The sequence below is a fragment of the Flavobacterium pectinovorum genome, assembly GCF_006438875.1.
Taxonomy (GTDB): domain Bacteria; phylum Bacteroidota; class Bacteroidia; order Flavobacteriales; family Flavobacteriaceae; genus Flavobacterium; species Flavobacterium pectinovorum_A.
In genome coordinates, this window is sequence record NZ_RCZH01000010.1 from 89,309 (window position 1) to 116,180 (window position 26,872).

General features: G+C 34.3%; 24 protein-coding genes. 3 read left to right on the top strand and 21 right to left on the bottom strand.

Translation table 11 applies throughout. The features are described from left to right. Positions 1-331: 331 nt before the first annotated feature. Together EAH81_RS15805 and EAH81_RS15810 are read right to left on the bottom strand one after the other, a co-directional pair. Positions 332-766, bottom strand: coding sequence for a DUF6526 family protein (locus tag EAH81_RS15805; RefSeq protein WP_140508813.1), 435 nt, complete (start codon positions 764-766; stop codon positions 332-334). A gap of 275 nt (positions 767-1,041) precedes the next feature. Then, complete coding sequence (locus EAH81_RS15810) at positions 1,042-1,524, bottom strand: DNA-deoxyinosine glycosylase (protein ID WP_140508815.1); 483 nt, start codon at positions 1,522-1,524, stop codon at positions 1,042-1,044. A gap of 194 nt (positions 1,525-1,718) precedes the next feature. Between EAH81_RS15810 and EAH81_RS15815 the strand changes: the two genes are divergently transcribed. Beyond that, positions 1,719-2,744, top strand: a complete 1,026-nt coding sequence (locus tag EAH81_RS15815) for a helix-turn-helix domain-containing protein (RefSeq protein ID WP_140508818.1) — start codon at positions 1,719-1,721, stop codon at positions 2,742-2,744. 508 nt (positions 2,745-3,252) lie between these two features. Further along, positions 3,253-4,203, top strand: a complete 951-nt coding sequence (locus EAH81_RS15820) for a helix-turn-helix domain-containing GNAT family N-acetyltransferase (RefSeq protein ID WP_140508821.1) — start codon at positions 3,253-3,255, stop codon at positions 4,201-4,203. A 110-nt stretch (positions 4,204-4,313) separates the two neighbouring features. Here the strand turns inward: EAH81_RS15820 and EAH81_RS15825 are convergent, their stop codons facing one another. The 9 genes from EAH81_RS15825 to EAH81_RS15865 all read right to left on the bottom strand — a co-directional run bounded on the left by EAH81_RS15825 (position 4,314) and on the right by EAH81_RS15865 (position 16,169). Further along, a complete protein-coding gene (locus tag EAH81_RS15825; RefSeq protein ID WP_140508824.1) occupies positions 4,314-5,513 on the bottom strand; it encodes an NAD(P)/FAD-dependent oxidoreductase in 1,200 nt (399 codons plus the stop codon). Continuing rightward, positions 5,510-6,016 (bottom strand): low affinity iron permease family protein, encoded by a 507-nt coding sequence (locus EAH81_RS15830; RefSeq protein WP_140508826.1) that lies wholly within the window; start codon positions 6,014-6,016, stop codon positions 5,510-5,512. The genes EAH81_RS15825 and EAH81_RS15830 overlap by 4 nt, the downstream gene beginning before the upstream one ends. Before the next feature lie 6 nt (positions 6,017-6,022). Beyond that, entirely contained in the window at positions 6,023-8,842 is a 2,820-nt protein-coding gene (locus EAH81_RS15835) for an AsmA family protein (RefSeq protein ID WP_140508828.1), read from the bottom strand. Between the two features lie 86 nt (positions 8,843-8,928). Beyond that, positions 8,929-9,822 (bottom strand): MlaD family protein, encoded by an 894-nt coding sequence (locus EAH81_RS15840; protein ID WP_140508830.1) that lies wholly within the window; start codon positions 9,820-9,822, stop codon positions 8,929-8,931. A 22-nt stretch (positions 9,823-9,844) separates the two neighbouring features. Beyond that, entirely contained in the window at positions 9,845-10,627 is a 783-nt protein-coding gene (locus EAH81_RS15845; RefSeq protein ID WP_140508832.1) for an ABC transporter ATP-binding protein, read from the bottom strand. A gap of 1 nt (position 10,628) precedes the next feature. Further along, positions 10,629-11,387 carry an MlaE family ABC transporter permease gene (locus EAH81_RS15850; protein ID WP_140508834.1) on the bottom strand — a complete coding sequence of 253 codons (759 nt, stop codon included), beginning with the start codon at positions 11,385-11,387 and terminating at the stop codon, positions 10,629-10,631. Positions 11,388-11,888: 501 nt separating this feature from the next. Beyond that, the gene (fabF, locus tag EAH81_RS15855) at positions 11,889-13,133 is read right to left on the bottom strand and encodes a beta-ketoacyl-ACP synthase II (protein ID WP_140508836.1); all 1,245 of its coding nucleotides are present in this window, start codon (positions 13,131-13,133) and stop codon (positions 11,889-11,891) included. Next, entirely contained in the window at positions 13,133-13,690 is a 558-nt protein-coding gene (locus EAH81_RS15860) for a TetR/AcrR family transcriptional regulator (protein WP_140508838.1), read from the bottom strand. Before EAH81_RS15860 ends, fabF begins: the two co-directional genes overlap by 1 nt. Before the next feature lie 208 nt (positions 13,691-13,898). Beyond that, positions 13,899-16,169, bottom strand: a complete 2,271-nt coding sequence (locus tag EAH81_RS15865) for a glycosyltransferase (protein ID WP_140508840.1) — start codon at positions 16,167-16,169, stop codon at positions 13,899-13,901. Between the two features lie 349 nt (positions 16,170-16,518). Between EAH81_RS15865 and EAH81_RS15870 the strand changes: the two genes are divergently transcribed. Further along, positions 16,519-16,680 carry a DUF1328 domain-containing protein gene (locus tag EAH81_RS15870; RefSeq protein ID WP_140508842.1) on the top strand — a complete coding sequence of 54 codons (162 nt, stop codon included), beginning with the start codon at positions 16,519-16,521 and terminating at the stop codon, positions 16,678-16,680. A gap of 142 nt (positions 16,681-16,822) precedes the next feature. Here EAH81_RS15870 and EAH81_RS15875 read toward each other — a convergent pair whose 3' ends face one another. The 10 genes from EAH81_RS15875 to EAH81_RS15920 all read right to left on the bottom strand — a co-directional run bounded on the left by EAH81_RS15875 (position 16,823) and on the right by EAH81_RS15920 (position 26,844). Continuing rightward, positions 16,823-17,290, bottom strand: coding sequence for a DUF1440 domain-containing protein (locus EAH81_RS15875; RefSeq protein ID WP_140508844.1), 468 nt, complete (start codon positions 17,288-17,290; stop codon positions 16,823-16,825). Next, positions 17,287-17,793, bottom strand: coding sequence for a DinB family protein (locus tag EAH81_RS15880; protein ID WP_140508846.1), 507 nt, complete (start codon positions 17,791-17,793; stop codon positions 17,287-17,289). Before EAH81_RS15880 ends, EAH81_RS15875 begins: the two co-directional genes overlap by 4 nt. Positions 17,794-17,816: 23 nt before the next feature. Beyond that, complete coding sequence (locus EAH81_RS15885; protein WP_140508848.1) at positions 17,817-18,188, bottom strand: VOC family protein; 372 nt, start codon at positions 18,186-18,188, stop codon at positions 17,817-17,819. A gap of 88 nt (positions 18,189-18,276) precedes the next feature. Next, positions 18,277-18,486, bottom strand: coding sequence for a hypothetical protein (locus EAH81_RS15890; protein ID WP_140508850.1), 210 nt, complete (start codon positions 18,484-18,486; stop codon positions 18,277-18,279). 12 nt (positions 18,487-18,498) lie between these two features. Next, positions 18,499-18,879, bottom strand: coding sequence for a DoxX family protein (locus EAH81_RS15895; protein WP_140508852.1), 381 nt, complete (start codon positions 18,877-18,879; stop codon positions 18,499-18,501). Positions 18,880-19,195: 316 nt separating this feature from the next. Beyond that, entirely contained in the window at positions 19,196-19,930 is a 735-nt protein-coding gene (locus EAH81_RS15900; protein WP_140508854.1) for a GNAT family N-acetyltransferase, read from the bottom strand. Between the two features lie 72 nt (positions 19,931-20,002). After that, positions 20,003-20,608, bottom strand: coding sequence for a Crp/Fnr family transcriptional regulator (locus EAH81_RS15905; RefSeq protein ID WP_140508856.1), 606 nt, complete (start codon positions 20,606-20,608; stop codon positions 20,003-20,005). A gap of 284 nt (positions 20,609-20,892) precedes the next feature. Next, positions 20,893-22,311 (bottom strand): TolC family protein, encoded by a 1,419-nt coding sequence (locus EAH81_RS15910; protein WP_140508858.1) that lies wholly within the window; start codon positions 22,309-22,311, stop codon positions 20,893-20,895. A 130-nt stretch (positions 22,312-22,441) separates the two neighbouring features. Next, the gene (locus EAH81_RS15915) at positions 22,442-25,609 is read right to left on the bottom strand and encodes an efflux RND transporter permease subunit (RefSeq protein WP_140508860.1); all 3,168 of its coding nucleotides are present in this window, start codon (positions 25,607-25,609) and stop codon (positions 22,442-22,444) included. An 11-nt stretch (positions 25,610-25,620) separates the two neighbouring features. After that, entirely contained in the window at positions 25,621-26,844 is a 1,224-nt protein-coding gene (locus tag EAH81_RS15920; RefSeq protein ID WP_140508862.1) for an efflux RND transporter periplasmic adaptor subunit, read from the bottom strand. Between the last annotated feature and the right edge of the window lie 28 nt (positions 26,845-26,872).

The following is a 26,872-nucleotide window of genomic DNA, read 5'->3' on the forward strand; positions in this document are numbered from 1 at the left end:
AATATCCTTGATAGTGAAGCAAATAAATCTCTTGAAAAATAGCAAAATCGCAAAGATTTTGTCATTTCGATCCCGAGGCTTCGGGAGAGAAATCTTCGCGAGAAGCTCGACAAAGATTGGATTCTCGTTGCGGAGTTACTTGCGAAGATTTCTCCTCTGTCGAAATGACAAGATTGTGTTTATGCCTTGGTATTTTGAGAAAAATTATCGTCCAAAAAGCTTAACTTAATATAAAATAGAAAAGACTATAGTTAGATGCACTGCTGTGCATCTCTACGAAAAATCTTTGAACCTCAGAACCTCAGAACCTCAGAACCTCAGAACCTCAAGACTAAACTCTATTATAATCTCCTTTCCAGTGTACGATTGCTTTTTTTATGGAATCTCCTGGTAGATTGTTTTTTATGGCGTCTTCAAGAAGTGGTAGAAACTCATCGTCCGGCGCAAATCTTAGGGCGAATATTTGATCGTCGGTTAATTTATATTCGATTTCTTCGAATCGTTTTCCGGTTAAGGTAAAATAGCGGTAGCGGATTTCTAATCTGACTATTCGGTTTTGTAAAATGAGCGCATAATGCTGACGCAACATAAATGCCAGGCAGAATAAAAACACAAAACCAACACTAATAAAGGACCAGATAAGGGTATCGTTTGTTGTAACTGCAAAATAAATGCTGGCAATTATAAACAAAGACAGCAGTGGATAATAAACAAAATGATGTGGAGGGTAAAACCGTATGTGATTGTAGTAGGTTTGAATTTTCATAATTACTTTGTTTTTGGTTTGTACTTAAAAAAACAAAGCTACCCTAAAATAGAATAGCTTTTCCCAAAAATAAACTAACATAACCAATGTTTCCTTTATAATTAAACTTTTTACAGTTTTCTTAGTAATATCTATAATTCAAAAAGCCTCATTCTGTCATGCTTAATTCACTCTGTTGGCTTTTATTTTGTTGTTGTAAAATTAGGATAAGAAGGAACGTTTGTTGTTATATTTTAAATGGGAAAAGTTACATGATTTCAACTTTTGAGCTTTTTTTAAAGTGAGGAAATAACCTTCCATTCGTCTAGTTTGGACTGAAATGTTTTACTGGCATTTGCCGGACTTGTTGAAGGCAATGTAATAAGATGATATGATTTTTCTAAGTGAACATATTTTTTGAAGAAAGCTGCCGCTTTTTGTCCGTTGAACAAAATGGTTTTTATATTGGGGTGCTGTTTTAAAAACGTTTCAAAATCATTTGCGATTTCGTTTTTTATTGCACTATCAAGACTTCCAACGCGATCGCAATATTGGAGAACATCCCATAAAGCAATTTTGTTTTTTTGCAAAAGTGCTTTTTTTGTTTCATAATCAGTCGAGAAATCTTCCCCGAAAATTATAAACATGAATTTCCAGAAATTATTTTGACTGTGTCCGTAATACTGATTAATTTCTAAAGACTTTGTGCCAGGCATTGTGCCCAGAATCAAAATGTTAGCATCGTTATTACTTATGGGCTGAAAGGAGAAACTCTTCATGTTTTTGAATTAAGATATATTTTGTTTGAGTTAAAATAATCATTTAAAAGTAATTATAAAACAAAAGCAGAAAATTATATAACATTTTTCGGACAGGTTAAGGCGAACTTTGGATTATGATTTTTACGACGCAAGAATACTCTTTCTTGAGCAAAAATCCATTAAGACATTATAGAATTTTAAATCCAGACAAAATGAAAACAGTTACTATAAATACAGAGAAAATTCAAAATATTTTTGAAGAATTAAATATGAACTTTGACGGAAAAGTGACTCATGATTTAGATGAATATACACTTGAAGTGGATAATAATTTTGCCAAAGGATCTATTATTGGCGCTTCTTTCAATGATAATATATCATATGTTCAATTTGATATGACATTTTCTACGAATGTTCGCATGGATATTTTGAACGTTAAATCTTCGCCGATTTATTTTGCGTATTGTTCCAAAGGCAGTTTGTCGCATAGTTTTGGGTTTACAGGCGAAGAGAGAAAATTCAAAACTTTTCAAACCGCGATTGTTACTTCAAAGGAAAGTCAGGATAATGTTTTGTTTTTTGAAAAAGATAAGAAAACAAAATTCACTTTGATTATTGTAGGGACTGAACCTGAGCAACAAAACGACGTATATTCTTTGAACCAAAAAGTCAAAGAAACTTTTTTCGAAAATAATGCAGTTCAGGATTTCTTTTATATAGGTTCTTATAATTTGAAAATTGCCGAAAAAATAGAACAACTAAACGCCGTTACACAAACCGGAATCGTTAGAAATTTACTAAAAGAAGGAATCTTACGAATTATTCTGGCAATGGAAATTCAGCAACATACAGACGATTTAAACGCTTTATCAAAAGATACAAATTGTTTGACTCTGAAAGAAATGGAAGAAATAAAAGAACTTTCTGAAGCCATAAAAGCCAATCCCGAAGAAGCTTTCACTATCAAATCACTTAGTAAAAAAGCAGGTTTGTCTCCAAATAAATTGCAAGAAGGTTTTAAAATGATTCACAATAGAACCGTAAACGACTACATCACACATATGCGAGTTCTAAAAGCCGAAATTCTGATTAGAAATTCAGACTTGAACATTTCTGAAATTGTCTATTGCATTGGTTTCACCAGCAGAAGTTATTTCTCTAAAATCTTCAAACAAAAATTCAACTGCAGCCCAAAAGAATATAAATTTAATTTGAATCCGTTGGCGATTACAGCTTAGAGCGAGGTTCAAAGTAGCAAAGGATCAAAGGGACAAAGGTTTCTTGTATAGACGTACATTTGTGAGTCTTTTTTTTGTGTTTAATATTCACAATCTTGTCATCCCCCAGGAACGACGGATCTTCGCCAATGTCATTAAGTTAAGCTTCTTTATTTTAAAGCCACAGATTAAGGATTAAAAAAAATCTGCTAAATCTGCTAAATCTGCGTGAAAAAATTTTTTTTTTGCTTCTTCTGTGAGAGATAATTTCACCGTAGCATTATAGATTTTCCTTAACTTAATGACATTGGGATCTCCGCGAGTAGCTCGACAAGGATTGACGATTTTGATTGTGGAGTTTCTTACCGAGATCCTTCCTCTGTCAGGAGGACAATCTTTGAGGTAAACTATACGTCTCGGCAAGAAACCTTTGTTCCTTTGAACCTTTGTACCTCTGAACCTAAAAAAATATTTGGATACAAATAATTTTTCCATACATTTGCATAACTGGTTATGTAATTAATTATATATGGAATTTTTTAATAAAGTTGGTAAAGTGGCTTTAGGAAGCCGATTACGTTTAATGACAGCAATCATAACCGATGATGCTGCAAAAATATATGAGTCGTATGGCATGGATTTTATTCCAAAATGGTTTCCGGTTTTTTATACACTTATAGAAGAAAGGGAAATAACCATTACCGAAATCGCAAACGAAATTGGACATTCGCAACCATCAGTAAGTAAGATTGTTCAGGAAATGATCGTTGGAGGCTTGGTTGAAGAAAGTTTGAAAAGCAACGACAAACGCAGGAATATTGTTGGTTTGACAACAAAAGGAAAGGAATTTTCGAAAGAATTAGAACAGCAACTCAAAGATGTGGAAGCAGCTGTAGATGGTTTAATTGCAGAATCAAGTCATAATCTTTGGGCTGCGCTTGAAGAATGGGAATTTTTACTGGACCAGAAAAGTTTGTTTAAACGAGTAAATGAACAAAAAAAGTTACGTGAAAGCCAGAATGTGAAAATTGTACCGTTTGAACCTCAATATCTTGATGCATTCAAACAATTAAATGTCGAATGGATTTCGACTTATTTCGAAATGGAAGAAGCTGACTACAAGGCTTTGGATAATCCTGAGGAATATATCTTAAATAAAGGCGGCAAGATTTACGTGGCTTTATATCGCGACGAACCTGTTGGTGTTTGCGCTTTAATAAAAATGAAAGATTCACATTATGATTTTGAAATGGCAAAAATGGCGGTTTCACCAAAAGCGCAGGGCAAGAATATTGGCTTTTTGCTTGGTCAGGCAATTGTAAATGGCGCCAAAGAAGCCGGAGCAAAAAAAATATATCTGGAAAGTAACACCATCTTAAAACCGGCAATTAATTTATACTATAAACTCGGCTTTCAGAAAGTCTTCGGTTTGGCAACGCCTTATAAACGCTGCAATATTCAGATGGAGTTGGTAATTTAGGTTCAGAGGCGCAAAGTTACAAAGGTTCGTAGTAGCAAAGGTTCAAAGGCTAATAACTTTGCACCTATGAACCTTTGCTACCTTGTTCCTTAAAAAAGCAATAAGCTTTTTTATCTTCCAAACCTGTAGTACTCCAAATCCTGATTTTCCTTATCGTTTATGGAATCAAGAATAGAATTCATTCCTAAAACACTAAATGTGATTCCGTTTCCTCCGAAACCAAGAACGTAGTGTTCGTTTTTTCTGGGATCCGGTTTTCCAAAATAAGGTAAACCATCTTTTGTTTCCCCAAAAGTTCCCGCCCAGGAATAATCCATTTTGAAATTTATGTGGGGAAATTTTCTTTGAAATTGCTTGAGTAAATACCGTTCTTTTTTCGGTAATAATTTATCGCGTTTTTGAGCATCTCTAAAGTCTTCATCGCCACCGCCAATAATAATCCGGTTATCTGCCATTGCCCTAAAATACAGATAAGGATTTGAGGTATTCCAGAATATGGCATTTTTAAAAGCTGCTGGTAATTCAGGAAGATTTTCTGAGGCAATAACATAAGTACTTTTTAGATCCACTACCTTTTCAGTCAGAGTTTCAATACTTTCATAACCACTGCAATGTATGATGTGATCTGCCGTAATGGTAAATTTGTTTTCCGTACGGGCAATGCATTTTTCCTTATGGTTTTGAATATTGGTAATATTTGTGCGGTCATAAATTTGCATTCTCTTCTCGTGACAATACACTAATAAATCTTGTGCCAGTTTATAAGGATCCATAACTGCAGCAGTTTTTGATTCGATTGCTGCCAAAGCATTTAATCCCATTTCTTTCAAATTAAATTTGCTTAACCACGTCACATCGAATCCGCAATTTTTTCGGGTTTCAAATTCTCGTTTCAAAAACGGAATATCTTTTTTAAGGGAGGTGAAATAAATGCTTTTTTTGAATTCAAACTGACACTCACTTTTTATGGTATCAATGATATTTCTTAAATCGAAAATAGCTTTTTTTCCATTCTTATAACTGTCAACAGCACAGTCTAATCCTCTTAATTCTATTAGTTTGTGCAACGCTACATCAATTTCATATTGAAGTAAAGCGGTACTTGCAGCCGTGCTTCCGTTGCAGACATCTCGACGATCAACGAGTACTATTTTTTTGCCTTCGCTAATTAATTTATAGGCGATTAATGCTCCTGTTATTCCCCCGCCAATGATTAAAATTTCGGTATCAATATCCGATGTTATTGAAGGATAACTGTTTAACATGGAGTTTCTTAAAGGCCAGAAAGTTTCTGTAGAGCGTAGTTTCATTTTTTAGGTGTTTTTCTAACTGCTGGTTTCTGAATAGTTTTTTGCTCACTGCGGTTTTTATCTTTGCGACTGTGTTGTTCGTGTGCTTCTGCGATAGAATGTGAGGTTCTTATACTTTCATCTCTTTTGGCAAGTTCACTTAATCTTTGGTAGTATTTTTGAACGATAATCATTTCTTCTTCCGTCATATTTTCAATATCTACCAGGCTATTGCTGGATAATTCATTAGAAGCAACTAATTCGTTTAACTTCAATTGAATTGCCAGTGAATCTTTATTTTGCGCTTTTTGGATCAAAAAAACCATCAGAAAAGTAATAATTGTAGTTCCGGTATTGATTACCAATTGCCAGGTTTCTGAGTAATCGAAAATAGGACCAGAAGCTGCCCACGCTACTACTATCAAAAAAGCGCCTATAAAAGCCGGCGTGCTTCCGGCTGCTTTAGAAACATTGGTAGCGAATTTTTCGAAGGCACTGCTTTTTTTTGTTTTTTTAGTTTTCATTTTAGTTTAACTTTTTTGTTTGCTTACTTTTTCTTCCCGAATCACTTTATTATGTTTTTCATCATAAACGGCATCATCGATTTTTTGACCTGTTTTACTAAATATTTTAATTTTTGGATCCACATGTGTTCCGGTAATAACAATTGGAAAACCAATAATTCCGAAAGGAGGTAATCCTAATCGCATTCTTAAATCAAGAAGTCCGTCAAAACTGGTAGTTCCTTTTATGGTTGGTCTAAAACTTGCCACACTAAAGGTGAATGGTTCTATATGAATTAAATTATTATTTATAGATGATTTAATTTCGATTCCTTTCAGATTAGGATCGTCCAAACCTTTTTGTCCGGTTTTAGAACTAATTCCATCAAATAATTTTAATCCTTTGACTTTTACATCCCGCAGGTTTAATATTCCGCCGCCTTCCAGAGATTCATAAATTGGCCCCATATTTCCGTTAAGATCACCTTTTACCTTATAATCAACAGAGATAATTCCCTGTGCTTTTTCGGCGACAGTAACCATGTCATGAAACATCGGGATTTCTTTGTAAGCTCTTTGTACGCTGAAATCTTTGGCTGTAAAATGGGCATCAAAATGAGCCGATGTCGGTGATTCATCTTTATAAGTTGCATCAATTCCCAATAGACAATCGATAATATTAAAAGTCGCATTTTCTAAATAAAAACCTTCTTTAGTAATACCAACTTTTCCGTTTAGTTTATTTAAAACCAATCCGTTATATTCTACTTTATCAGCATTTGCGGTAAGCGCAACATTTAAGTTTTTAGGTACAATCACAACGCCGCTCATTTTTGGATGATCTTCTTTGGCATATTCAACGTCAAGATTTCGATTTGTATTTTCACCTTTTTTAAGCGCCATAAATTCATCAACATTAATCAGTTTAGATTTCATGTTAAAATTCCCGCTCAATGTTCCGTGTGATTCCAAGAAATAATTAATAGTATTTAGTAAATATCCATTAATGGCAAAATCAGATTTTCCATAAGAAGCATCGAATTTTTCGAACCACATTTTCTCATTCTGAAAACGGAAATTTCCTTGTTTTATAAAGAATGATTTCGGAAAAAGTTCAGAAGTCGCTTTGATGTTTTTTAATATAATTGTGCCCTTATTATCCAGTTTGTCATATTGTCCATTAGTGGCGTAACTTTGTTTTCCTTTCAGCGAAAGATCTGCTTTTGCATAACCGGTTACATCAAGTCCTTTTCTGGAGAAAACCTGATAAATACGTCCAACATTCAATGCGCCTTTTATTTTTGCATTATAAGCCAAATCACTAAAGTCAGACAAAGCTGCGTTTACATACATTGGATTTCCTTCAAAAACAAATGAAGCGGGAGCAACGGCAACAATCAAATCTTTGAATGTTCCGGCTTTGTTCAGCACATTGGCAATAAAAGTAATATCAGTAATGGGGTTAGGATAAGAATCGGTTTTTAACCAGCCGTTACGCAAAGCAATTCCACCAATAGTTTTAGGAAATAGTTTTTTTGAAGTACTAAAAACACCTTTTGCCTGAATATTTGTTTTCAGGATTCCTTTCAATTCAATAGTATTCAAACCCAATGCGGCGTCAACAGTGGCAAGATCCAATGCGCCTTTTACGCTTGCATCGACCGTCATTTCATTAAAACCTTTACTATGTAAATAAGCGGTAAAATAATCTTTTTCGCCCACCTTAAATTTAAAAGTTTTAAGATTGATCAATAGTTTTTCGATATCAAGTGAAGGCAAAATCGCATTCAGATTCATCTGAAAACCTGTTAATGGAGCAGGGGCATTCTGATAATTTATAGCGCCTTTATCAATTTTTAGATTAAAAGCCAAATCCGGTTTTAGATTTTTTGAAACATTATAATCTCCTTTAAAAGTAAAAAGCAAATCACTATTTCCTGAAATTTCAGTTTCGTCCATCCAGGTTAAATACTCCGGAGGCATTACAGATAATAAATCTTTTACGGTTGTATTTTCAGATGCTGCTTTGATATTGATTTTATATCCATCTCTTAAAATGGTAAATAAACCAGTAAATTTTAGCGGTAATTTATTGATTCTTAATTCGTTTTTTTGAAGAATAAACGAAAGTGCGTGCGTGTTTATTCTCGTAATCAAATCGGCACGAACTTCTTTTTTTCTAAGATATGCCGTTCTGTTATAATAAAAATCAACATTATCGATTCGGGCATCTGTATTTAAGTCAAAAATATCTTCGCTCAGATTTCCTTTTCCAACGTAGTTAAAACCTTTTGCGTCAACCAAAATTTTGGCTGAACGATCGTTGTATTTTACATGGCAATCTTCAAGATCTATTCGTTCTAACCGAATTGCTGTTCCTTCTTCCGGTTCATTTGGATCGTTTGGTTTTTTGTCACGATCTTCAGGAGCAACATAAATATTGTAATTGGCTTCTCCTTTTTGGTTGACCATTATATTGATTAAAGCTTTGGAAACATAGAGTTTATTGATTTTTACTTCATTGTCAAAAATCAATCTTTTTAAGTTAATTCCAAATGCAACTTGTTCTGCTTTTAGTAAAGTATCATTACGAAATGGAGCTGAACCGGTAAGTGATAAATCGTCAAGCGAAACTGTTAGCGAAGGAAAATGCGTAAAAAAAGACAATCTTGATTTCGAAAAATCCATTTTGGTATCTAATCTTTCATTGGCAATCTTCTTTACTTCAGAAGCAACTGTTCCCGGAAATAACAACGGAATCAAAAATAGCAATAGCAAGATACCAATAACTGTGATTCCGGTTATTTTCAGCGTTTTAAGGGCTATATTTTTATAAGATACGGGCATATAGAGATCTTTTTAATTTTGAAGTAATCAGTTCAGCGAAGGATTATTCTAAATCATATCACAATTCACAAATGACATTTCACATATTATGATTTAGTTTTTTCGGCTTCTTTTTTAGCGTCTTCTTCTTTTTGTTTTTGCTGTTTTTGTGCTTCTTCTTTTGCTTTTTCGTCCTTGGCTTTTTGTTCTTTTTCGTCTTTAGCTTTTTGTTTCTCTTCCTTTTTTTCTTCTTTTTTCTCTTCTTTTTTCTCTTCTTTAGCCTTTTGCTGTTCCTCTTTTTTCTCTTTGGCTTCTTCTTTTTGTTTTTCCTTTTCTTTCTCTTTTTTCTTGAAATATCCTCTAAACAAAAAGTTACTTTTGGCAGCTTCCATATTATCACTAAAACCTTTGGTTCCGGATTCTAAATTTGATAACGTATTCGAAACGCTGTTTGCCATTTTATCATCACGAACCAATCTTGCCAAAGCGCCATTTCCGTTATTCATAGAATGACTGAAAATTGCCAATTCATCAGAAATAACGCCAACATTATCAACACTCTTTTTGACACTTTTCATAATATCGTTCATTTCTATTCCGTTGATAGAAGCAATCGAACCATTGTTTTCAATGACTTTTCTAGATTTTACTCCGGGAGAAATGGTCAAAACTTTATCGCCCATTAATCCGTCAGAACCAATACTTGCGCGGGCATCTGTTTTAATAAATTCGCGAACTTCATCTTTTATAACCATCGATACCACAACCGAAGAATCATTTATTAATTTGATTTCTTCAACCGTTCCGATGTTGATTCCTGAAAATCGAACATTATTTCCGACTTCTAAACCACTAACTGTTTTAAATTGTGACGAGATGTGAAACGTTGACCCAAATAGATTTTTTTGTTTTCCTATGAAATAAACTGCCATAATAAAAAGCAGTAAACCTACTGTTACAAACATTCCTAATTTCCAAGTATATCCAGATTGCTTATCCATGATTTCTAATTTTTATTTTGCTTTATTCAAAAAATGAGCGTACCCATTCGTCTTCGTCTTTTTCCAATTCTTCATAAGTTCCTTCAGCGTGTATTACTCCATCTTTGAGAACCATGATTCGGTCGGCCGTCAATTTGGCGCAAGCCATATCATGTGTTATAATGATCGATGTTGTTTTGCGTTTGTGTTTGATATCGAGAATCAATTCGCTTATTTCCCGTGATGTTATCGTGTCTAATCCTGTTGTTGGCTCGTCGTATAAAATGATTTCCGGTTTAAGGATTAAAGTTCTGGCTAAGCCAATTCTTTTCTGCATTCCGCCCGATAATTCAGAAGGCATTTTGTCAATTGCATCACTTAATCCTACGTTGTCCAAAGCTTCGATAACCTCATTTTCAACTTCTTCGGCAGTTAATTCCCGTTTGTGTTTTTTTAAGGTAAATGCCAGATTTTCTCTAACTGACATAGAATCGTACAAAGCACCACTTTGAAACAAAAATCCAATTCGGACCCTAATTTCATTTAGTTCCGGTTTGGTCAGATTTAGTACATCTTCATCAAAAACTTTTATTTCGCCTTTGTCCGGTACTATTAAACCCACAATACATTTTATCGTTACTGATTTTCCGGAGCCGGAGCGTCCTAAAATCACTAAATCTTCTCCTTGATTTACGGTAAGATTTACACCTTTTAAAACTTCATTATCAACACCAAAAGTCTTGTGCAAATCTTTAATCTGAATGATTGGCGTTTTGCTTTTCTCTTTTGTTTTTTTAGGTTCTGTATTTTCTTTTTCCTTAATCATCTTAGAAGAATAAATCGGTTATTTGAACTGCGACCATATCAAGAATAAAAATGGTTAAAGAAGCGGTTACAACGGCAGAGTTTGCTGCTTTACCTACACTTTCTGTTCCATTAGAAGCATTAAATCCTTTAAAACATCCAATCATTCCGATAAAAAATCCAAAGAAAAATGTTTTAATCGTAGCCGGTATTAAATCCAGAAATTCAAGGGATTGCAGAATTTGTGTCAAATAGCGGTAAAAGTTTACATCACCATGAATATTAATTCCAACATATCCGCCAATAATACCAATTGCATCTGCAAAAATTACTAAAATCGGCACCATTATAGTACAGGCTAAAATTCTGGTTACAACCAAATAGTTATAAGGATTAATGGCTGAAACTTCCATCGCATCAATTTGTTCGGTTACTTTCATAGAACCTAATTCGGCACCAATTCCGGATGAAATTTTTCCGGCACAAATCAAGGCTGTAATTACTGGCGCAATTTCTCTAATTAAAGAAAGAGCCACCATTCCGGGCAACCACGATTCGGCTCCAAATTTAACAAGCGTTGGTCTGGATTGAAGCGTAAGCACCAAACCCATTATAAAGCCGGTTATAGCCACCAAAGGCAACGACTTATAACCTATAACATAACATTGTTTCAAGAACTCTTTTGCCTCATAAGGAGGAATAAAAACTTCCTTAAAAAACTGCTTTGCAAACAAGGTTGCACTTCCAATTTCTGTGAATGTATTTTTTAAAGTGAAAATCAAAATGTTATGTTTTAAGTTAAATCTAATGATTGAAAACCAGTTGTTTAAATGGTTTTATATCTTCTGATTGTTAAGTATAAATGTACTTTGGAAGTGCGGAAAAAATCTTACACAACTTTTTAGGAAGTTTATATAATTAACATTGTGATGCACAATAATTAAAATATAGTGACGTTAGGACGGAAATGTTAAAAAATTGACAATACCTTATCGTAGAGGTTATTGCATGCTTAATGATGGCACGCGGATGGTACGGATTTAAACAGATTTGTACGGATTTTTTTATTATTGTTGTTTCTTTGGTTTACGATATTTTTTGTTTTTGTCATTTCGACCGAAGAGAGAAATCACATAAAGTAGCTCGACAACAGTGCGTTCTTCCCGAGTGTGATTTCTCCCTTCGGTCGAAATGACAAGATTGTGATTGAAACGTTGTAGTATGAAAACAAAAAATCCCTTTGAGAAAGGGATTTTGATTATAGATTTGTGATGATTACTAAATCACTCGGTAAATTTTTTAAAAATAGAACTGGCGATATGTCCGCCAAAACCAAAAGTGTTGCTCATGGCATAATTAACAATTCTGGGTTGTGCTTTTTCAAGTGTCAGATTAAATTTGTTTGCAAAATCTTGTTCTACGGTTTGTGTATTTATAGTTGGTGGTACCATATTTTCCTGAATTGCTTTTATGCAGGCAATTGCTTCGATTGCTCCGGCGCCTCCCAGCAAATGTCCGGTCATTGATTTTGTAGCACTAATATTGGCATTCGGATTGCTGCCAAATACTTTTTCCATCGCTTTAAGTTCGCTTGAATCTCCCGTTGGGGTAGAGGTTGCATGCGCATTTATATAATCGATCTTGTCCGGTGTGATCTGGGCTTCTTCAAGAGCAAGCTGCATGCCAAGTATGGCACCTTCACCATCGGGATGTGTTCCTGTTAAGTGGTAGGCATCTGCGGCTAAACCGCCACCAACAATTTCGGCTATAATTACTGCATTCCTTTTTATTGCATGTTCGTAGCTTTCTAATATCAGAGCGCCGGCACCTTCACCCAAAACAAATCCATCTCGTGTACTGTCAAAAGGACGTGATGCTTTGCCGCAATCCTCATTTAATGTAGATAATGCTTTTGAGGCATTAAAACCACCAATAGAAGATTCTGTAATTGAAGCTTCGGATCCACCGCTAATAATCATGTCTGCTTTTCCCCAACGAATATAATTAAAGGCATCTATAATTGCTGTATTACTGGCTGAACAGGCTGAAGCCGTGGTATAATTGATTCCGCGAAGCCCATATTTTATCGAAATTGCTCCTGAAGCAATATTTATAATCCTTTTTGGAATGAAAAAGGGACTAAATCTAGGTGTTCCATTTCCTAATTTGTATTCTCCAATTTGTTCTTCAAAAGTAGAAACGCCTCCATCGCCAGAACCCCATATCACTCCAATTCTGTCTTTGTTTAAAGTTTCAAAATCAATATTTGCATTTTTTATGGCTTCATCTGTTACATACATTGCGTATTGGGTAAACAGATCATATTTTCTAATTTCATTTTTTTCGAAAATACCCTGAGGATCAAAATTTTTAACCTCACAGGCAAATTTGGTTTTGAATTGTGAAGTGTCAAATCTTGTTATTGGCGCTGCTCCGCTAACTCCGTTAATTAATGAATGCCAGTATTCCGACACATTATTTCCAATAGGCGTTACAGCTCCTAATCCTGTTATTACTACTCTTTTCATTACTTCTGCGGTCTTAATTCTGTTAATATTGTTTGTTTTACAAGTTCAAAATCATTCTGGTCTGTAAGTCTTGATAGTTGTACAATGGCAACCATATTTGTTATTATCATTATTGCTTTTGTTCTTGGCGCCATTTGAAAATCGAATATTTTTTGCTCCAGTCCTTCGGTTAATATTTCGGTTATCCAATCAATTATCAATTGAGCAAAGATTTTTAGTTCGTCTTTTATGGATTCATCCAGCGTATTTAAATCTGTTGCTAATGATCCAACAATGCAAACTTTATTTTCGTATTTGATTTGCGTATGAACAGCTAAGAAAGCTTCAAGTTTTGTCAGAGGAGATGCATTGGCAACATTTTGCTTTAAACCTTCATATCTGGCAATATGTTCCTTAATTGTTGCTACACCAAGATCTGATTTGGTAGGGAAATGATAGTGAATTGATGCAGTCTTAATACCAATATCATTAGAGATATCTTTAAAACTAAAAGCATTGTAACCTTTGTCTCTGATAAATTGGTCTGCTTTGTCTATAATAACTTCTCGTGTTGTCATCGCAATAATTTTTTATCAAATATACTACCTATTAGTAGATAGGCAAATTATTTACGACTTATTTTTTTAAACGAGTAAAAGAAATGCTTTGAGAGGGAATTGGTTTTCTGTAGATTATATTAGGAATAAAAACAAAAAATCCCTTTTCATAAAAAAGGGATTTTCTGGGTTTAATAGCATTTTGGTCAGTCTATTATCGTTTGATTCGTTATGAATTTATGGCGATATCGCTTCTGTTTTTCATTAACGGAATCACTTTTATTTCAGATATTTTAAGGTTTTCCATTAATAATCTGGCGGTTAAAAAACATACTGTAGATTCGGCGCCTTGATTTAAATTGACATTCTCTTTTTCCAGTCCGTCATAACCGCCTCCGCTTACAGGATTGTACATAATTTGTCCCAGGTGATTTTTGCCGAGAAACCAATTAAAAGCCATTTTCATTTTGTTTTTATATTCGGGTGTTCCAAATGCATTATAAAATGAATTCAAAGTCTGAATTGTATACGCAACGTCAATAGGCTGCTCTCCATATTCGTTTGCTTCTGAACCTTTGTGTAACCATCCATTATTTGAAATTACTTTAAAGTTTTTATCGGTAAACATTTTCGACATTAAAAAGTCCAGAGAATCCAGCGCTACTTTTTTATAGATAGGTTTATTCGTTGTCAGATAAGCGTACAGCATTGATTCCGGTAAGATACCATTTCCGTATGTCAGATAGTTTTCGAACCATTTCCAATCACTTGACGCATGAATTTCATAATTAGAAAGCAATTTAGCATTCAGTTTATTAATAATCGCGGCAACGTATAAGTTAGGAATAGCGGTGTGATACAAGTACAAACCTTTTGTTGCAAAACCAATAGAACGCGGAGATTGAATGTTTTCGGCCCATTTTAAAGAATTCAGCAAACATTTTGTGGCTTTTTTTGTGATAGCTTCCGGCAGAATATCGCCGTTTGAAACCACTGTTCCTAAAGCCCAAATTGCTCTCGCATTTGAATCTTCTAAGTTTACTTCGGCATTTTGCTCTACATGTTCGCGGTTTTCCTGATCGACATAATTGATAAAATTGCCTTTTGGCTGTTGACAGCGTATAATAAAATCCAAATAAATCAATATGTAAGCTAAATCGTCTTTGTCTTGTGTCAGTTTATAATGCATACAAAGTGCAATTAAGGCGCGTGCATTATCGTCTAATGTATATCCGGAATCAAGATCCGGAATCGAAATTTTACTGAATTGTATAATACCCAAATCGGTGGTCAATTTTTTGATATGCTTCAATTGAATTGAAGGGTATGTATATTTTACTTCTAATTGACTTTCAAAAAGCTCTTTGTAAGTATTCATATGTGTTATTGCTGCATTTTCCCAAGAAGAAGCGCGTGTTTTTCTAAAGGCATTTATACCCATTTCTTCTCTTAGCTTGTCATCTGAAAGTAATTTTATGGCTGCTTCAGAAAATTGGTCCACATTCCCAATATCAACCAAAATTCCGGAATCAGGCGTTAGAACTTCTCGTGTATGCGGAATTTTTGAAGCAACAATTGGACAAGCGCAGCTCATTGCATACGAAAAAGTGCCGCTTACCGCCTGATTAGGATCTTTAGAAGTAAACAGGTAAATATCTGTAGCTTTTAGGTAATCCAAAAGTTCATCTGTATCCAAATATTGATTTATAAAACGAACATTATTTTCTAGTTTTAACTCTTTTACAATTCCTTCCAATTTATCACGGTAAGCATCAACGCCATCTTTTATTAAATTTGGATGTGTTTTTCCAATAATTAAATAAAGTACATTTGGCGTATTCTCAACAATTTTTGGCAATGCATATAAACCGGTTTCTATATTTTTTCCTTCGCCTAAGAGGCCAAAAGTTGAAAGCACTTTTCTATCCTGAATGTCGAATTTCTCTTTTGCTTGTTGCGGAGTTTCATAAATTACGATATGAGTTCCGTGTGATACACAAGTAATAATTTCATCTTTGATATCATAATCCCTCATCAAAATTTCTTTGGATTGATTTGTCATAACAAAAACTGAATTGCTATAAGAAAGCAGCAATTTTACAAACGTTTTCAGTTCGTCATTCGGGTTTGGGATTACACTGTGAAAAGTATAGGTAAGAGGTTTTTTGACTTCATTTAAAAAATCTAATAAATAGTCTCCATAATTTCCGCCAAATAAACCAAATTCATGCTGAATATGAACCAATTTTACCAATTTGTCTTTATTGATTTGTTGGGCAACTTTAGTATATTCTTCTTTATTTTTTGTGTTTAAAGTATAGGCTTGAGTTGGATTTGCTTTTGGTTTATCTACCAATTCACAAATTTCACAAGTAATTGATTTACCAAAAACATCTGTAATTCCTTTTATTGTATCCTGCGTATAAGTTGCTATTCCACATTGAGTTGGAGGAAATGTTGATAGAAAAACTATTTTAGATTTATTTGACATCGCTTTCATGGGGATATTGTTTTAGTTTAGTTGATATGTCTTTTAGGTTCATGGAGAATATTCAATTTTGTCATTTTTTGGACTATTTCTCTTTCTCTAATTTTAATTATCTAAAATTACTTTATCACTTAAAGTTCGATTAATCCAATCGATCAAAAAGTTAACTCAAATGCATTTATGTGGGAATTTTGAAACGAATTGGATGAATTATAAAAGTAGTCCAAAAAATTGATTTATAGTTGATTGCGATAAAAGTTTAACGTTTAGAGTCAAAGTTTTTTGTAAGATTTAAAGAACTTTGATTAGCAAACAAATGAGACTTTAGAAAGTCTTTATTATAAATTTAAAATCTAAGATTATGTTACGTTGGACAGTCACATTTATAATTTTGGCTATAGTAGCCGGAATTTTTGGTTTTGGAGGAATTGCCGCCGGAGCCGCTAGTATTGCAAAAGTTTTATTCTTTATATTTTTGGTATTATTTGTTATTTCATTACTAACAGGAAGAACAAAAGTTTAGCAATATTTTTATAATATTTAGTCTCAGTTTTCAGTTTTTAGTTTTTGCTGTGAACGGGAAACTGGGACTTTTTTTATTTCAAGTTTCAAGTTTCAACCGCGACTGAATACTGCGACTGAATACTGCAACTGAAAACTGATAACTATTGTAAAGGAGAATAATATTTTTTTGTAAAAGACGCAATCGGAAGACCGATGCAGAGCATTAATATCGTAATAGATAATAGTAACGGAAAATCGAAGTGTTTCTCTGGTAAAATCGGAAATACGATTGGCAAAACAATAAGATTCATTATGATCCAGACAAAAATGCCGTACAGAAGTCCTGAAATAATAGTGCTTTTTTTAAGCAATGGAACATAGGGATAAATGGTAAAATAAAACCACGCAAACAATAGCGCAATCAAATAATGAAGTCCAAGCCCATACAAAGCCATTTGTAATCCGCCAGAATAAGCTTCTTTTTTAAAGATTCCGCTGGCAATAGATTGAAGAATTTTTATTGCAGTTGTTTTATCCAGAATAAAAGAATAGACGAAGATTGCGGCTATAATATCAAATGTTCCGGCAACGAGTCCGGCAAGTAAAATGGTTTTGGTTTTGGATCTCATTTGTTGATGACTTTATAAATGTTTTGTAATTGATGAGTGTGCCTTTTACTATGAGAAATACCAAAAGTCAGTAACTCATAAATGGTTAGATTTCCTATACCGGGAATTTCAAAATCCATGCAAGTCAGTGTTAAATCATAATTCTCAGCAATATCAAGCATCTCGTTTTCTATTTTCTGAAGAGTAGAAAGAAGTTCCGTTTTATCGTAATCTTTAGTTTCCGGATAGATAAATTCCGGAGAATTATATTTACTATTGAAATCGAGAAAAATCTTTTTTATAATGGGAACTTTTTCATCAAAAGCTGCATGTAATTTTTTAGTATTTCCATCACAAATCTGATGAAAGCCTGTTGTCGCTTTTATAATATGTCGCGTAACTTGTCCGGCAGTCCAGCTTCCTTCAAACGGAATTAGATTAATTTCATTTTGCGTAAAAAGAGAAATTGCCTGATATAATTGCCCGAAAGTGGTTTCAATTTCTTGTTTTAATTCGGTTTTCATAGTACTGAATTTTAGTTTTCTTATTAAATAATAGAAGTAATCCACCAGACATTTCCAAAAGGATCAGTTACACCACATGTCCTGCCGTAATCCTGATTGCTTAAACCCATTAAACTTGTGGCGCCATTATCTAATGCTTTTTGATACGTTTTATCTACATCCGGAACATAAATAAATAAGTTCGAAGTCTGTTTTGTCCAGCCTTCAATTTCATCAGTGCACATAATTGTACTTCCGTTAATGATAATTTCGGCGTGTCTGATAGTTCCATCTTGATTTAAGACTTCAGTTGTTTTTTCTGAATGGAATACTTTTTGGGTAAAACCAATAAATTCCGAAGCACCATTTAAGATTAAATAGGGCATTATAGTTTGATGATTAGCGGGTAAATTCATTTTATAAAATTTGAGATTGATAGTATTTCAAAAATACAATAAAATTTTAAAATTATGATAATCAGTTGTTTATGTTCTTTTTGAAAGATTATAAAAGCACCTCACAATGATAACCATACGAATCCAGAAGTTCTATTATTTTTTGGTTTTTGATAGAAGCAGCATTGATTCGCAGGATTTTGTCGCAATCATCTAAATCGAAATTGATTGCACTATTTGGAAGATGTTCAAGAAGTTTTCCAACAATCATAATAGATTGCTCAACTTCCTGAACATTTGTTTTGAAAACTTCTATCATTACTCAAAAAGTTTATAAAGCGATATTTTTATATCGTTCAATTTTATGATAATATGTATACGAAATTGCCAAAATCACTAAAAAGATTAATGGAAAAAACGACTGAAAATTAACGCCGTCAACTGCAAAATGACTGATTGATGCGAATATAAAATCGAAACCAAATCCGGCATAAGCCCATTCTTTTACGTTTTTAGGAATTGAAGGAATTACTAATATCAAAACTCCCAAAATTTTAAAAACGACTAAGGCGTTTCCAAAATATTCAGGATATCCCAAATGTCTGATTCCTTCTTTTGCCATTTCTGTTTGTGAGGTTAATGCCGGCATAACACCTTCGAATAGGAAAATGATAATTGTAGTAATCCAAAAAATAATTTTTGCTTTCTTCATGATTTGTTGTTTTTAAATGGTTATTAGTTAATGTATTACAAACTTACAAATCTTATTTTTCTGATAAAAGACTTATTTACGACTATTTTAGGGGCATTTTGGACATTGTTTGGTTTTTTAGTTTTTAGTCTCAGTTTCCAGTCTCAGTTTTCGTTGTCAGACTGAGCGAAGTCGAAGTCACGCAACGTGAGTAACCAATGATCCTTCGACTTCGCTCAGGATGACAAAAAAAGGGGAATAAATAAAAAACAAGTAAAAAATCCGTTTTTAATCCGTGTTTTCGCTTTAGCGAATCCGCGTCATCCGCGTGCCATAATTACGCTTTCAAAACATAATTCTTAATGACAAACAAATCTTCAAAACCCAATCTGGTATAAATATCTTTTCCCATTACTGAGGCTTGTAGTAAAGCATAATCAGCATTTAAATCTACAGAAAGATTAAGGGCAAATTTCATGATTTCTTCCGCAAAACCTTTTCTTCGCATTTCAGGGATTACGCCAACGCCGTGAATTCCGATAGTATTCTGAGTTTGAAAAAGCATAAATGTCCCTATTGGCTGATTGTCTAAAGAAACCAAATAAAAGTGAACGTCTTTATGATTGTGAATCAGAATTTCTTTGCTAATCACGTAACCAAAAGCATTCGGATATAAATCTGCCCATATTTTGGCATCTTGTTCTGTAGAAACTCTTTTGAAACTAAGATTGTTTTCGAGTGTAAATTTTTGATCTAATTTCAATGCCATTGCGACTTGTTCGGTTTTTATTTCAAAACCATAAGCATCCAATATTTCATAAGATTTTGTTCCGAAGATATTCCAATAGGGTAAAACTAAACCTGAATTAGTTTGCATGGTTTTTATAATGTCAGGTAAATCTTTTTTAGAAATATCTTTGCGAAGCCATAATTTATTGGGCCAACCTGAATTTTCGATTTTGCAGTATTCGAAAGTATTATTTTTATGATAGGATAGGAAAGGAGCGCCAACGGTTTTCCATAAACCGGTAAGATTGTTTATATTGTCTTCGATTAGGTTTATATTTTTCATTTTGATAGTATTTATGAGAATATAAGGCAAAGATAGGTTTCGCTTTTAGGGGAAACCTTTACATATGTTGATTTACAAATCTTTTTCCAGATTTTTTCTGATGCGGCTTAACTGCGTTGGTGTAATTCCTAAATGCGATGCGATATGCAATAGCGGAATTCTTTCTGAAATATCCGGATGTTTGGATAGAAGATGTAGATATCTTTCGGTTGCATTTTCCATTACTAAGGAGATTTCGCGTTGTTCTTTTTCGATAACCCAATTCTTTTCTAAATAGGCAATGTAATAGTTTTTCAGATCATTATTTTGGTCAATTAATGCTCTGTATTTTTTATAATTAAGATTAATCAAAATGGAATCTTCAAGTGCTTCAATCGTAAAATTTGAAGGAGCTTGTTGTAGTAATGAAGCTTTTGAACCTGCAAAATCTCCTTCGAGAAAGATATTTTTGTTATAAATATTTCCGGCAGCATCCGTTATAAAAGCTCGCAAAGCACCTTTGGCTATAAAATGAATCTCTTTTGCAATTTGCTCGTTTCTTAAAAGTATTTCTCCTTTTTTTATGGATTGAAATTCAGCTATATTTTCTATTAATTGCCAGGAAGCTTGCGAAATAGGGGCATAGCTTTTGAATTTTAATTTTAAATCGTTTAAATATTTGGTTTGATTGATTGACATTTTGTTGAAGTTTTTTTGCCGAAAAGTCGCTAAGGCGGAATTTTTTTTTTGCCACGAATTGCACAAATTTACGCAAATTATTATTGTTGTAAATTTTGAAAATATTGCTTTGAAGTAATTCGTGAATTCGTGGCTGTAAAATTATCTATGAGTTTAATCGCCACGAATTCACGAATTATTTTTAAAAACTTTGTGTCTTAGCGACTTCGTGGCAAATAAAAAAAACGCTGCAAAACCTAAGTCTCACAGCGTTTTCATCTCAAAAAATAAATAATTAACGGGTATTATTTCCAACCGCCGCCCAATGCGCGATATAACTCGGTATTGGCAGAAAGTTGTGCTCTTTTAATGTCTGCTAATTCTAACTCGCTTTGCAATAAATTTGCTTGCGCAGAAAGAACTTCTAAATATTCAGCCATACCATTTTTGAATAACAAATTGGCATTTTTAATAGCTTGTTGCAACGTTTTTACACGTTCTTTCAAAAATGATTCTTGCTGTTGTAGTTTTTCAACTTTTACCAAAGCATCAGAAACTTCGCTAACGGCAACCAAAACAGATTGTCTGAAACTTAAAACTGCTTTTTCTCTTTCGGCAACTGCAATATTGTATTGCGTTCTTACTTTTTTATTGTTTAGTAAAGGCTGAGTTAAACCGCCTGCAACAGTTCCGAACAATGAAGCCGGAATGTTGAACCAATTGCTGGTTTCGAATGAATTTACTCCGCCTTGAGCAGTAATTCTTAGTGCTGGGTATAAATCAGCTTTTGTGATTCCTACGTTTGCGTTGGCTACTTTAAGGGCTAATTCAGCACTTTTTACATCTGGTCTTCTACTTACTAATGAAGACGGAATTCCGATTGCACTATTGTTTTTAACTTCAAGTGTACTTAAACGAATTGATCTTGTTTTTGAATTTGGAAATGATCCTGTCAAAACGCTCAAAGCATTTTCCTGAATAGCAATGTTTTGTTCTAATAAAGGAATCAATTGTGCTGAAACTAATTTTTGTGCTTCTGATTGTTGAATCGCTAATGAAGTTACCTGTCCGGCATCATATTTTAGTTTGATGATACTTGTTGTACTATCATTCAGTTGCAGGTTTTGTTTTGCAATTTCTAATTGTGCGTCCAACATTAAAAGATTGTAATATCCTTTAGAAACATTGGCTACAATAGTTGTTTGCAACGCTTTCTTAACTTCTTCTGATTGAAGATAACCTGCAAAAGCTCCTTTTTTCTGATTTTTGATTTTCCCCCAAATGTCCGCTTCCCAAGAAAGTGAGGCTCCGGCAGAATAATCATCAATATGATTTTGGCCCAAAGCCTGACTTAAATTTTTTCCTGTAAAGCTATTATCAGACGGATTGCTGGTACTTGCCGTTACATTCAGATTAACCTGAGGAACATTTCCCCATTTTGATTGTGTGAATCTGTATTGTGCAATTTCGATGTTTTTAATAGCAATTTGCAAATCATTGTTTCTTGCAACGGCGCTATCGATCAATTGAATAATATCTTTTTCGGTATAGAAGTTTTTCCACTCCACATCAGCAATACTGGTCGTATCTTTTGAAACAGATGCACTCCTGAAATTTTCAGGAAATGCATCTTTTGGAGTTTCAATATCCTTCGAAACCTTACAGGATATTATTGTGGTGATCAAAATAGCGATCATCACGATTTTGGTTATATAATTTTTCATTTTATGTTTTGTCATTAAATTTCTGTACAAGTATCTTTTCTGCTTTCAAGATCTCTTGAAATTTTATAGGATATGTATCCAATGCCGGCAATGATGGCTATTAGGATTGTCGTTATATAATTTTCCATTTTTATTTTTCTTCTTCGTTATGAATTACGGCTACTGGTTTTCCAGAAACCTTTTCTTGTAAATGTTGGAATACGATGAATAAAACCGGGATGATTAATAGCCCTAGAATTACTCCTGAAATCATACCTCCGGCGGCACCAATACTAATCGAGTGGTTACCTTGTGCTGATGGTCCTGTGGCGCTCATCATCGGGATTAATCCCACAACAAAAGCTAGTGACGTCATAATAATTGGTCTTAAACGTAGTTTCGCAGCATCTATTGATGCTCTGACTAATGCCTGACCTGATTTTCGTTTTTGGACGGCGAACTCGACAATCAGAATTGCGTTCTTGGCGAGCAGTCCAATCAACATTACCAATGCAACTTGTACATAAATGTTGTTTTCGATTCCTGTTAATCCAATGGCAACAAATACTCCAAAAATACCTGCAGGAATTGATAAGATTACGGCCAATGGCAAGATGTAACTTTCATACTGTGCAGCAAGTAAGAAATAGACGAATATCAAACACAGTAAGAAAATCGTTGCTGACTGACCTCCGGAAGCAATCTCTTCACGAGTTTGTCCTGAAAATTCAAAACCATAACCTGCAGGCAATTGTTGTGCTGCAACTTCCTGAATTGCTTTGATGGCATCACCGGAACTAAATCCTGGTTTTGGAATCGCATTAATCGAAATAGAATTAAACAAGTTGTATCTCGAAGCGGTTTCAGAACCATAAATACGGCTTAGTTTTACTAAAGTATTTATTGGCACCATTTCGCCTGTTTTGTTTTTCACGAAAACTCTGTCAATTGATGACGGATCTGCTCTGTCAGCAATATCTGCCTGAACAACAACTCGGTAATATTTACCAAATCTGTTAAAGTCGGATGCTTGTGCACTACCAAAATAGGTTTGCATGGTTTGTAAAATGTCTTTTACATTTACGCCTAATTGGTTTGCTTTCTCATCGTTAATATCCAATTGTAATTGAGGATAATCGGCTTTGAAAGAAGTAAATGCTACTGCAATCTCCGGACGTTTCATCAATTCTCCGATGAAAGTTTGAGAAATTCCACTAAACTTATCCAGTTTTCCTCCGGTTTTATCCTGAAGAACTAAATCTAACGCTTCAACGTTACTAAATCCCGGAACGGTTGGGAAACTAAATACGAAGAAACTTCCTCCGGTGATTGCTCCTAATTTTCCTTGAACATCAGCCATAATTTTGTTGATGTCTTTGATTTCTCCACGCTCTTCATTTGGCTTAAGCAATACGAAAACAACTGCAGAAGATGGACTTGTCGAGTTGGTTAACAAGTTGAAACCTGAAATTGCGGTTACAAATCGTGATGCATCTAAACCTCTTAAAGTATTTTCTGCCTGAGTCATTACTTTTTGGGTTCCGTCAAGAGATGTTCCTGAAGGTGTGTTTACTGCAATTGCAATAAATCCTTGATCTTCTGTTGGGATAAATCCTGCAGGAGTAGTTTTAACCATCACAATTGTTGCGAAAGTAATTAAAGCTAATCCACCTAAACTAACCCATTTGTTACGAATTAAGAATCTCAAACCTCCAACATAACGGTTGGTTAAAGCATCAAAACTGTTATTGAATCCGGCAAAGAATTTTTCTTTAAATCCTTTTTTCTCATAAGCTATATCTCCGTGTTCTCCGGCGTGATTGTCTTTTAAGAATAATGCAGCAAGTGCAGGACTTAAAGTTAATGCGTTTACTGCCGAAATTACAATTGCAATTGCCATCGTAAAGGCAAACTGACGATAGAAAACTCCTGTAGAGCCTTCCATAAAACCAACCGGCAGGAATACAGCAGCCATTACCAGCGTAATCGAGATAATAGCACCCGTTATTTCGTGCATTGCTTCATGGGTTGCTACTTTTGGAGACAAGTGTTTATGCTCCATTTTCGCATGCACCGCCTCGACGACCACAATCGCATCATCTACCACAATACCAATCGCCAGAATTAATGCGAAAAGTGTTAGAAGGTTGATCGAGAATCCGAATAACTGCATGAAGAAGAACGTTCCTAAAATTGCTACAGGTACAGCAATAGCCGGGATTAATGTTGATCTAAAATCCTGCAAGAATATAAATACTACAATAAATACTAATATAAATGCTTCGATTAAAGTATGCTCAACTTGTTCTATAGATTGATCCAGAGATACTTTTGTACTATAGAAAATGTTGTGTTTAATTCCTTTAGGGAAATCTTTTGAGGCTTTCACCATCAATTTGTTGATTGCAACCTGAATATCATTTGAGTTAGAACCTGCTAACTGAATGATACCAATTACAACTCCTTTTTTACCATTTAAACGTGTTAAACTGTTGTAGGAGTAAGCACCAAGTTCTACTCTGGCTACATCTTTAAGGCGAAGTACTGAGCCATCAGCATTAGAACGTATAGCAATATTTTCATATTCTTCGGGTTTGGTTAATTTTCCTTTGTATTTAATAACGTATTCAAAAACCTCTTTACTTCTTTCTCCAAATTTACCCGGAGCAGCTTCCAAACTCTTATCCTGAATTGCGCTCATGATTTCGTTTGGTGTCACTTTGTAAGTTGACATTTGTGTTGGATTCAACCAAACACGCATTGAGTAGTCTTTTACACCTCCAAAAATACTTGCTGATCCAACTCCCGGAATACGTTTGATCTCCGGAATAATATTGATCTGAGCATAATTGGCAACAAAAGTCTGATCATATTTTGACTCATCATCGGTATACATACCAATCGCCATGATAAAACTGTTTTGTTGTTTTGCAGTCGTTACACCTTGTTGTACAACCTCTGCAGGCAATTGACTTGTTGCCTGAGCAACTCTGTTCTGAACGTTAACGGCCGCCTGATCTGCATTAGTTCCTAATTTAAAGAAAACGGTAATAGCAAGAGATCCGTCGTTACTGGCTGTAGAACTCATGTAAGTCATGTTTTCAACACCGTTTATAGATTCTTCCAGTGATGGTGCTACAGAACGTAAAACCGTTTCTGCATTTGCTCCCGGATAAACTGCCGTAACCAAAACCGATGGCGGCGCAATATCAGGAAACTGTTGTAAGGGCAACTTCGTAAGACCAAGTATACCTAATATTACCAATAAAATGGAAATAACGGTTGCCAGTACAGGTCTTTGTATAAATATTTTGAACATTTTCGTAAAAATTATTTTTTAGTAATTATTTGGGCAACTTTTGAAGGTGATGTTTTTTCAGGTTGAATAACCTGTCCTTCCTGAAGTTTATCAATACCGCTTAATACAATTTGGTCACCAGTTTTTACACCATCTTTGATAAGATAGTTTGTACCGCTTTTACCAATAACTGTAATAGGCATTTTGTTAACCTTGTTGTCTTTGTTTACAGTAAAAACAAAAACTTTATCCTGCATTTCAACCGTAGCAGATTGTGGCACTAAAAGTGCATCGTCATGTTGAAGACCTAAACGAATTTTCCCTGTGTTTCCAGAACGTAAAGTTCCGCCTGCATTAGGAAAAGTTGCTCTTAAAGTAATTGCTCCGGTAGTTTTATCAAATTGACCGTCTACCATATCGATTTTTCCCGTTTGAGGATAAGCGTTATTGTCTGCAAGGATTAAAGTTACAGGAGGTAATTTTTTTAGTTTATCACCAATACTATTTCCTGCATATTGCGCTTTAAAGTTGATAAAATCTGTTTCTCCTAAAGAGAAATAAGCAAAAACTTCATGAACATCAGATAAGTTAGTCAATGGTTCAACATCAGTTGCAGAAACTAAACTTCCTTGTTTTTTAGGCAATCTTCCAATGTAACCACTAACAGGGGCTGTTACATTTGTATATCCTAAATTAATTTTGGCAGATCCTACCATTGCTTTTGCTTGTTCGATATTTGCAGCAGCAATTTTTTGAGAAGCTTTAGCCGTTTTTAATTGATAATCAGAAACTACTTTGTTTTGTACAAGCGGAGTTAATTTATCAACTTCTAATTGAGCGTTAATCAAAGCAGCTTCATAAGCATGAAGACTTGCCAAAGCATTATTTAATTGCTCACGAAAAGGACGTTCGTTTATTTTGAATAAAGTTTGACCTTTAGTTACATAAGCACCTTCGTCTACAAAAACTCTTTCAAGGTTTCCGCTTACCTGAGGGCGAATTTCAACGTCAACTGTCCCTTGTATAGAAGCAGGATATTCAGCATCTGTAGTAGTGTTTTCGCTTGTGATCGCTAAAACTGGCAATAATGGTGGCGCAGGAGCTGCTGGAGCTTGCGATTTATCTGCACAACTGCTTAGCACAAGTGCCAGAATAAAACTGGTTATAATTACATTTTTCATTTTCGTATTGGTTTTAATTTGTTGGACATTCTTATTGTTTAAATTTTGTGGTATTCGGATATTCTCGGCATTCATATTTAATTATATTAAATTATCTAACGTT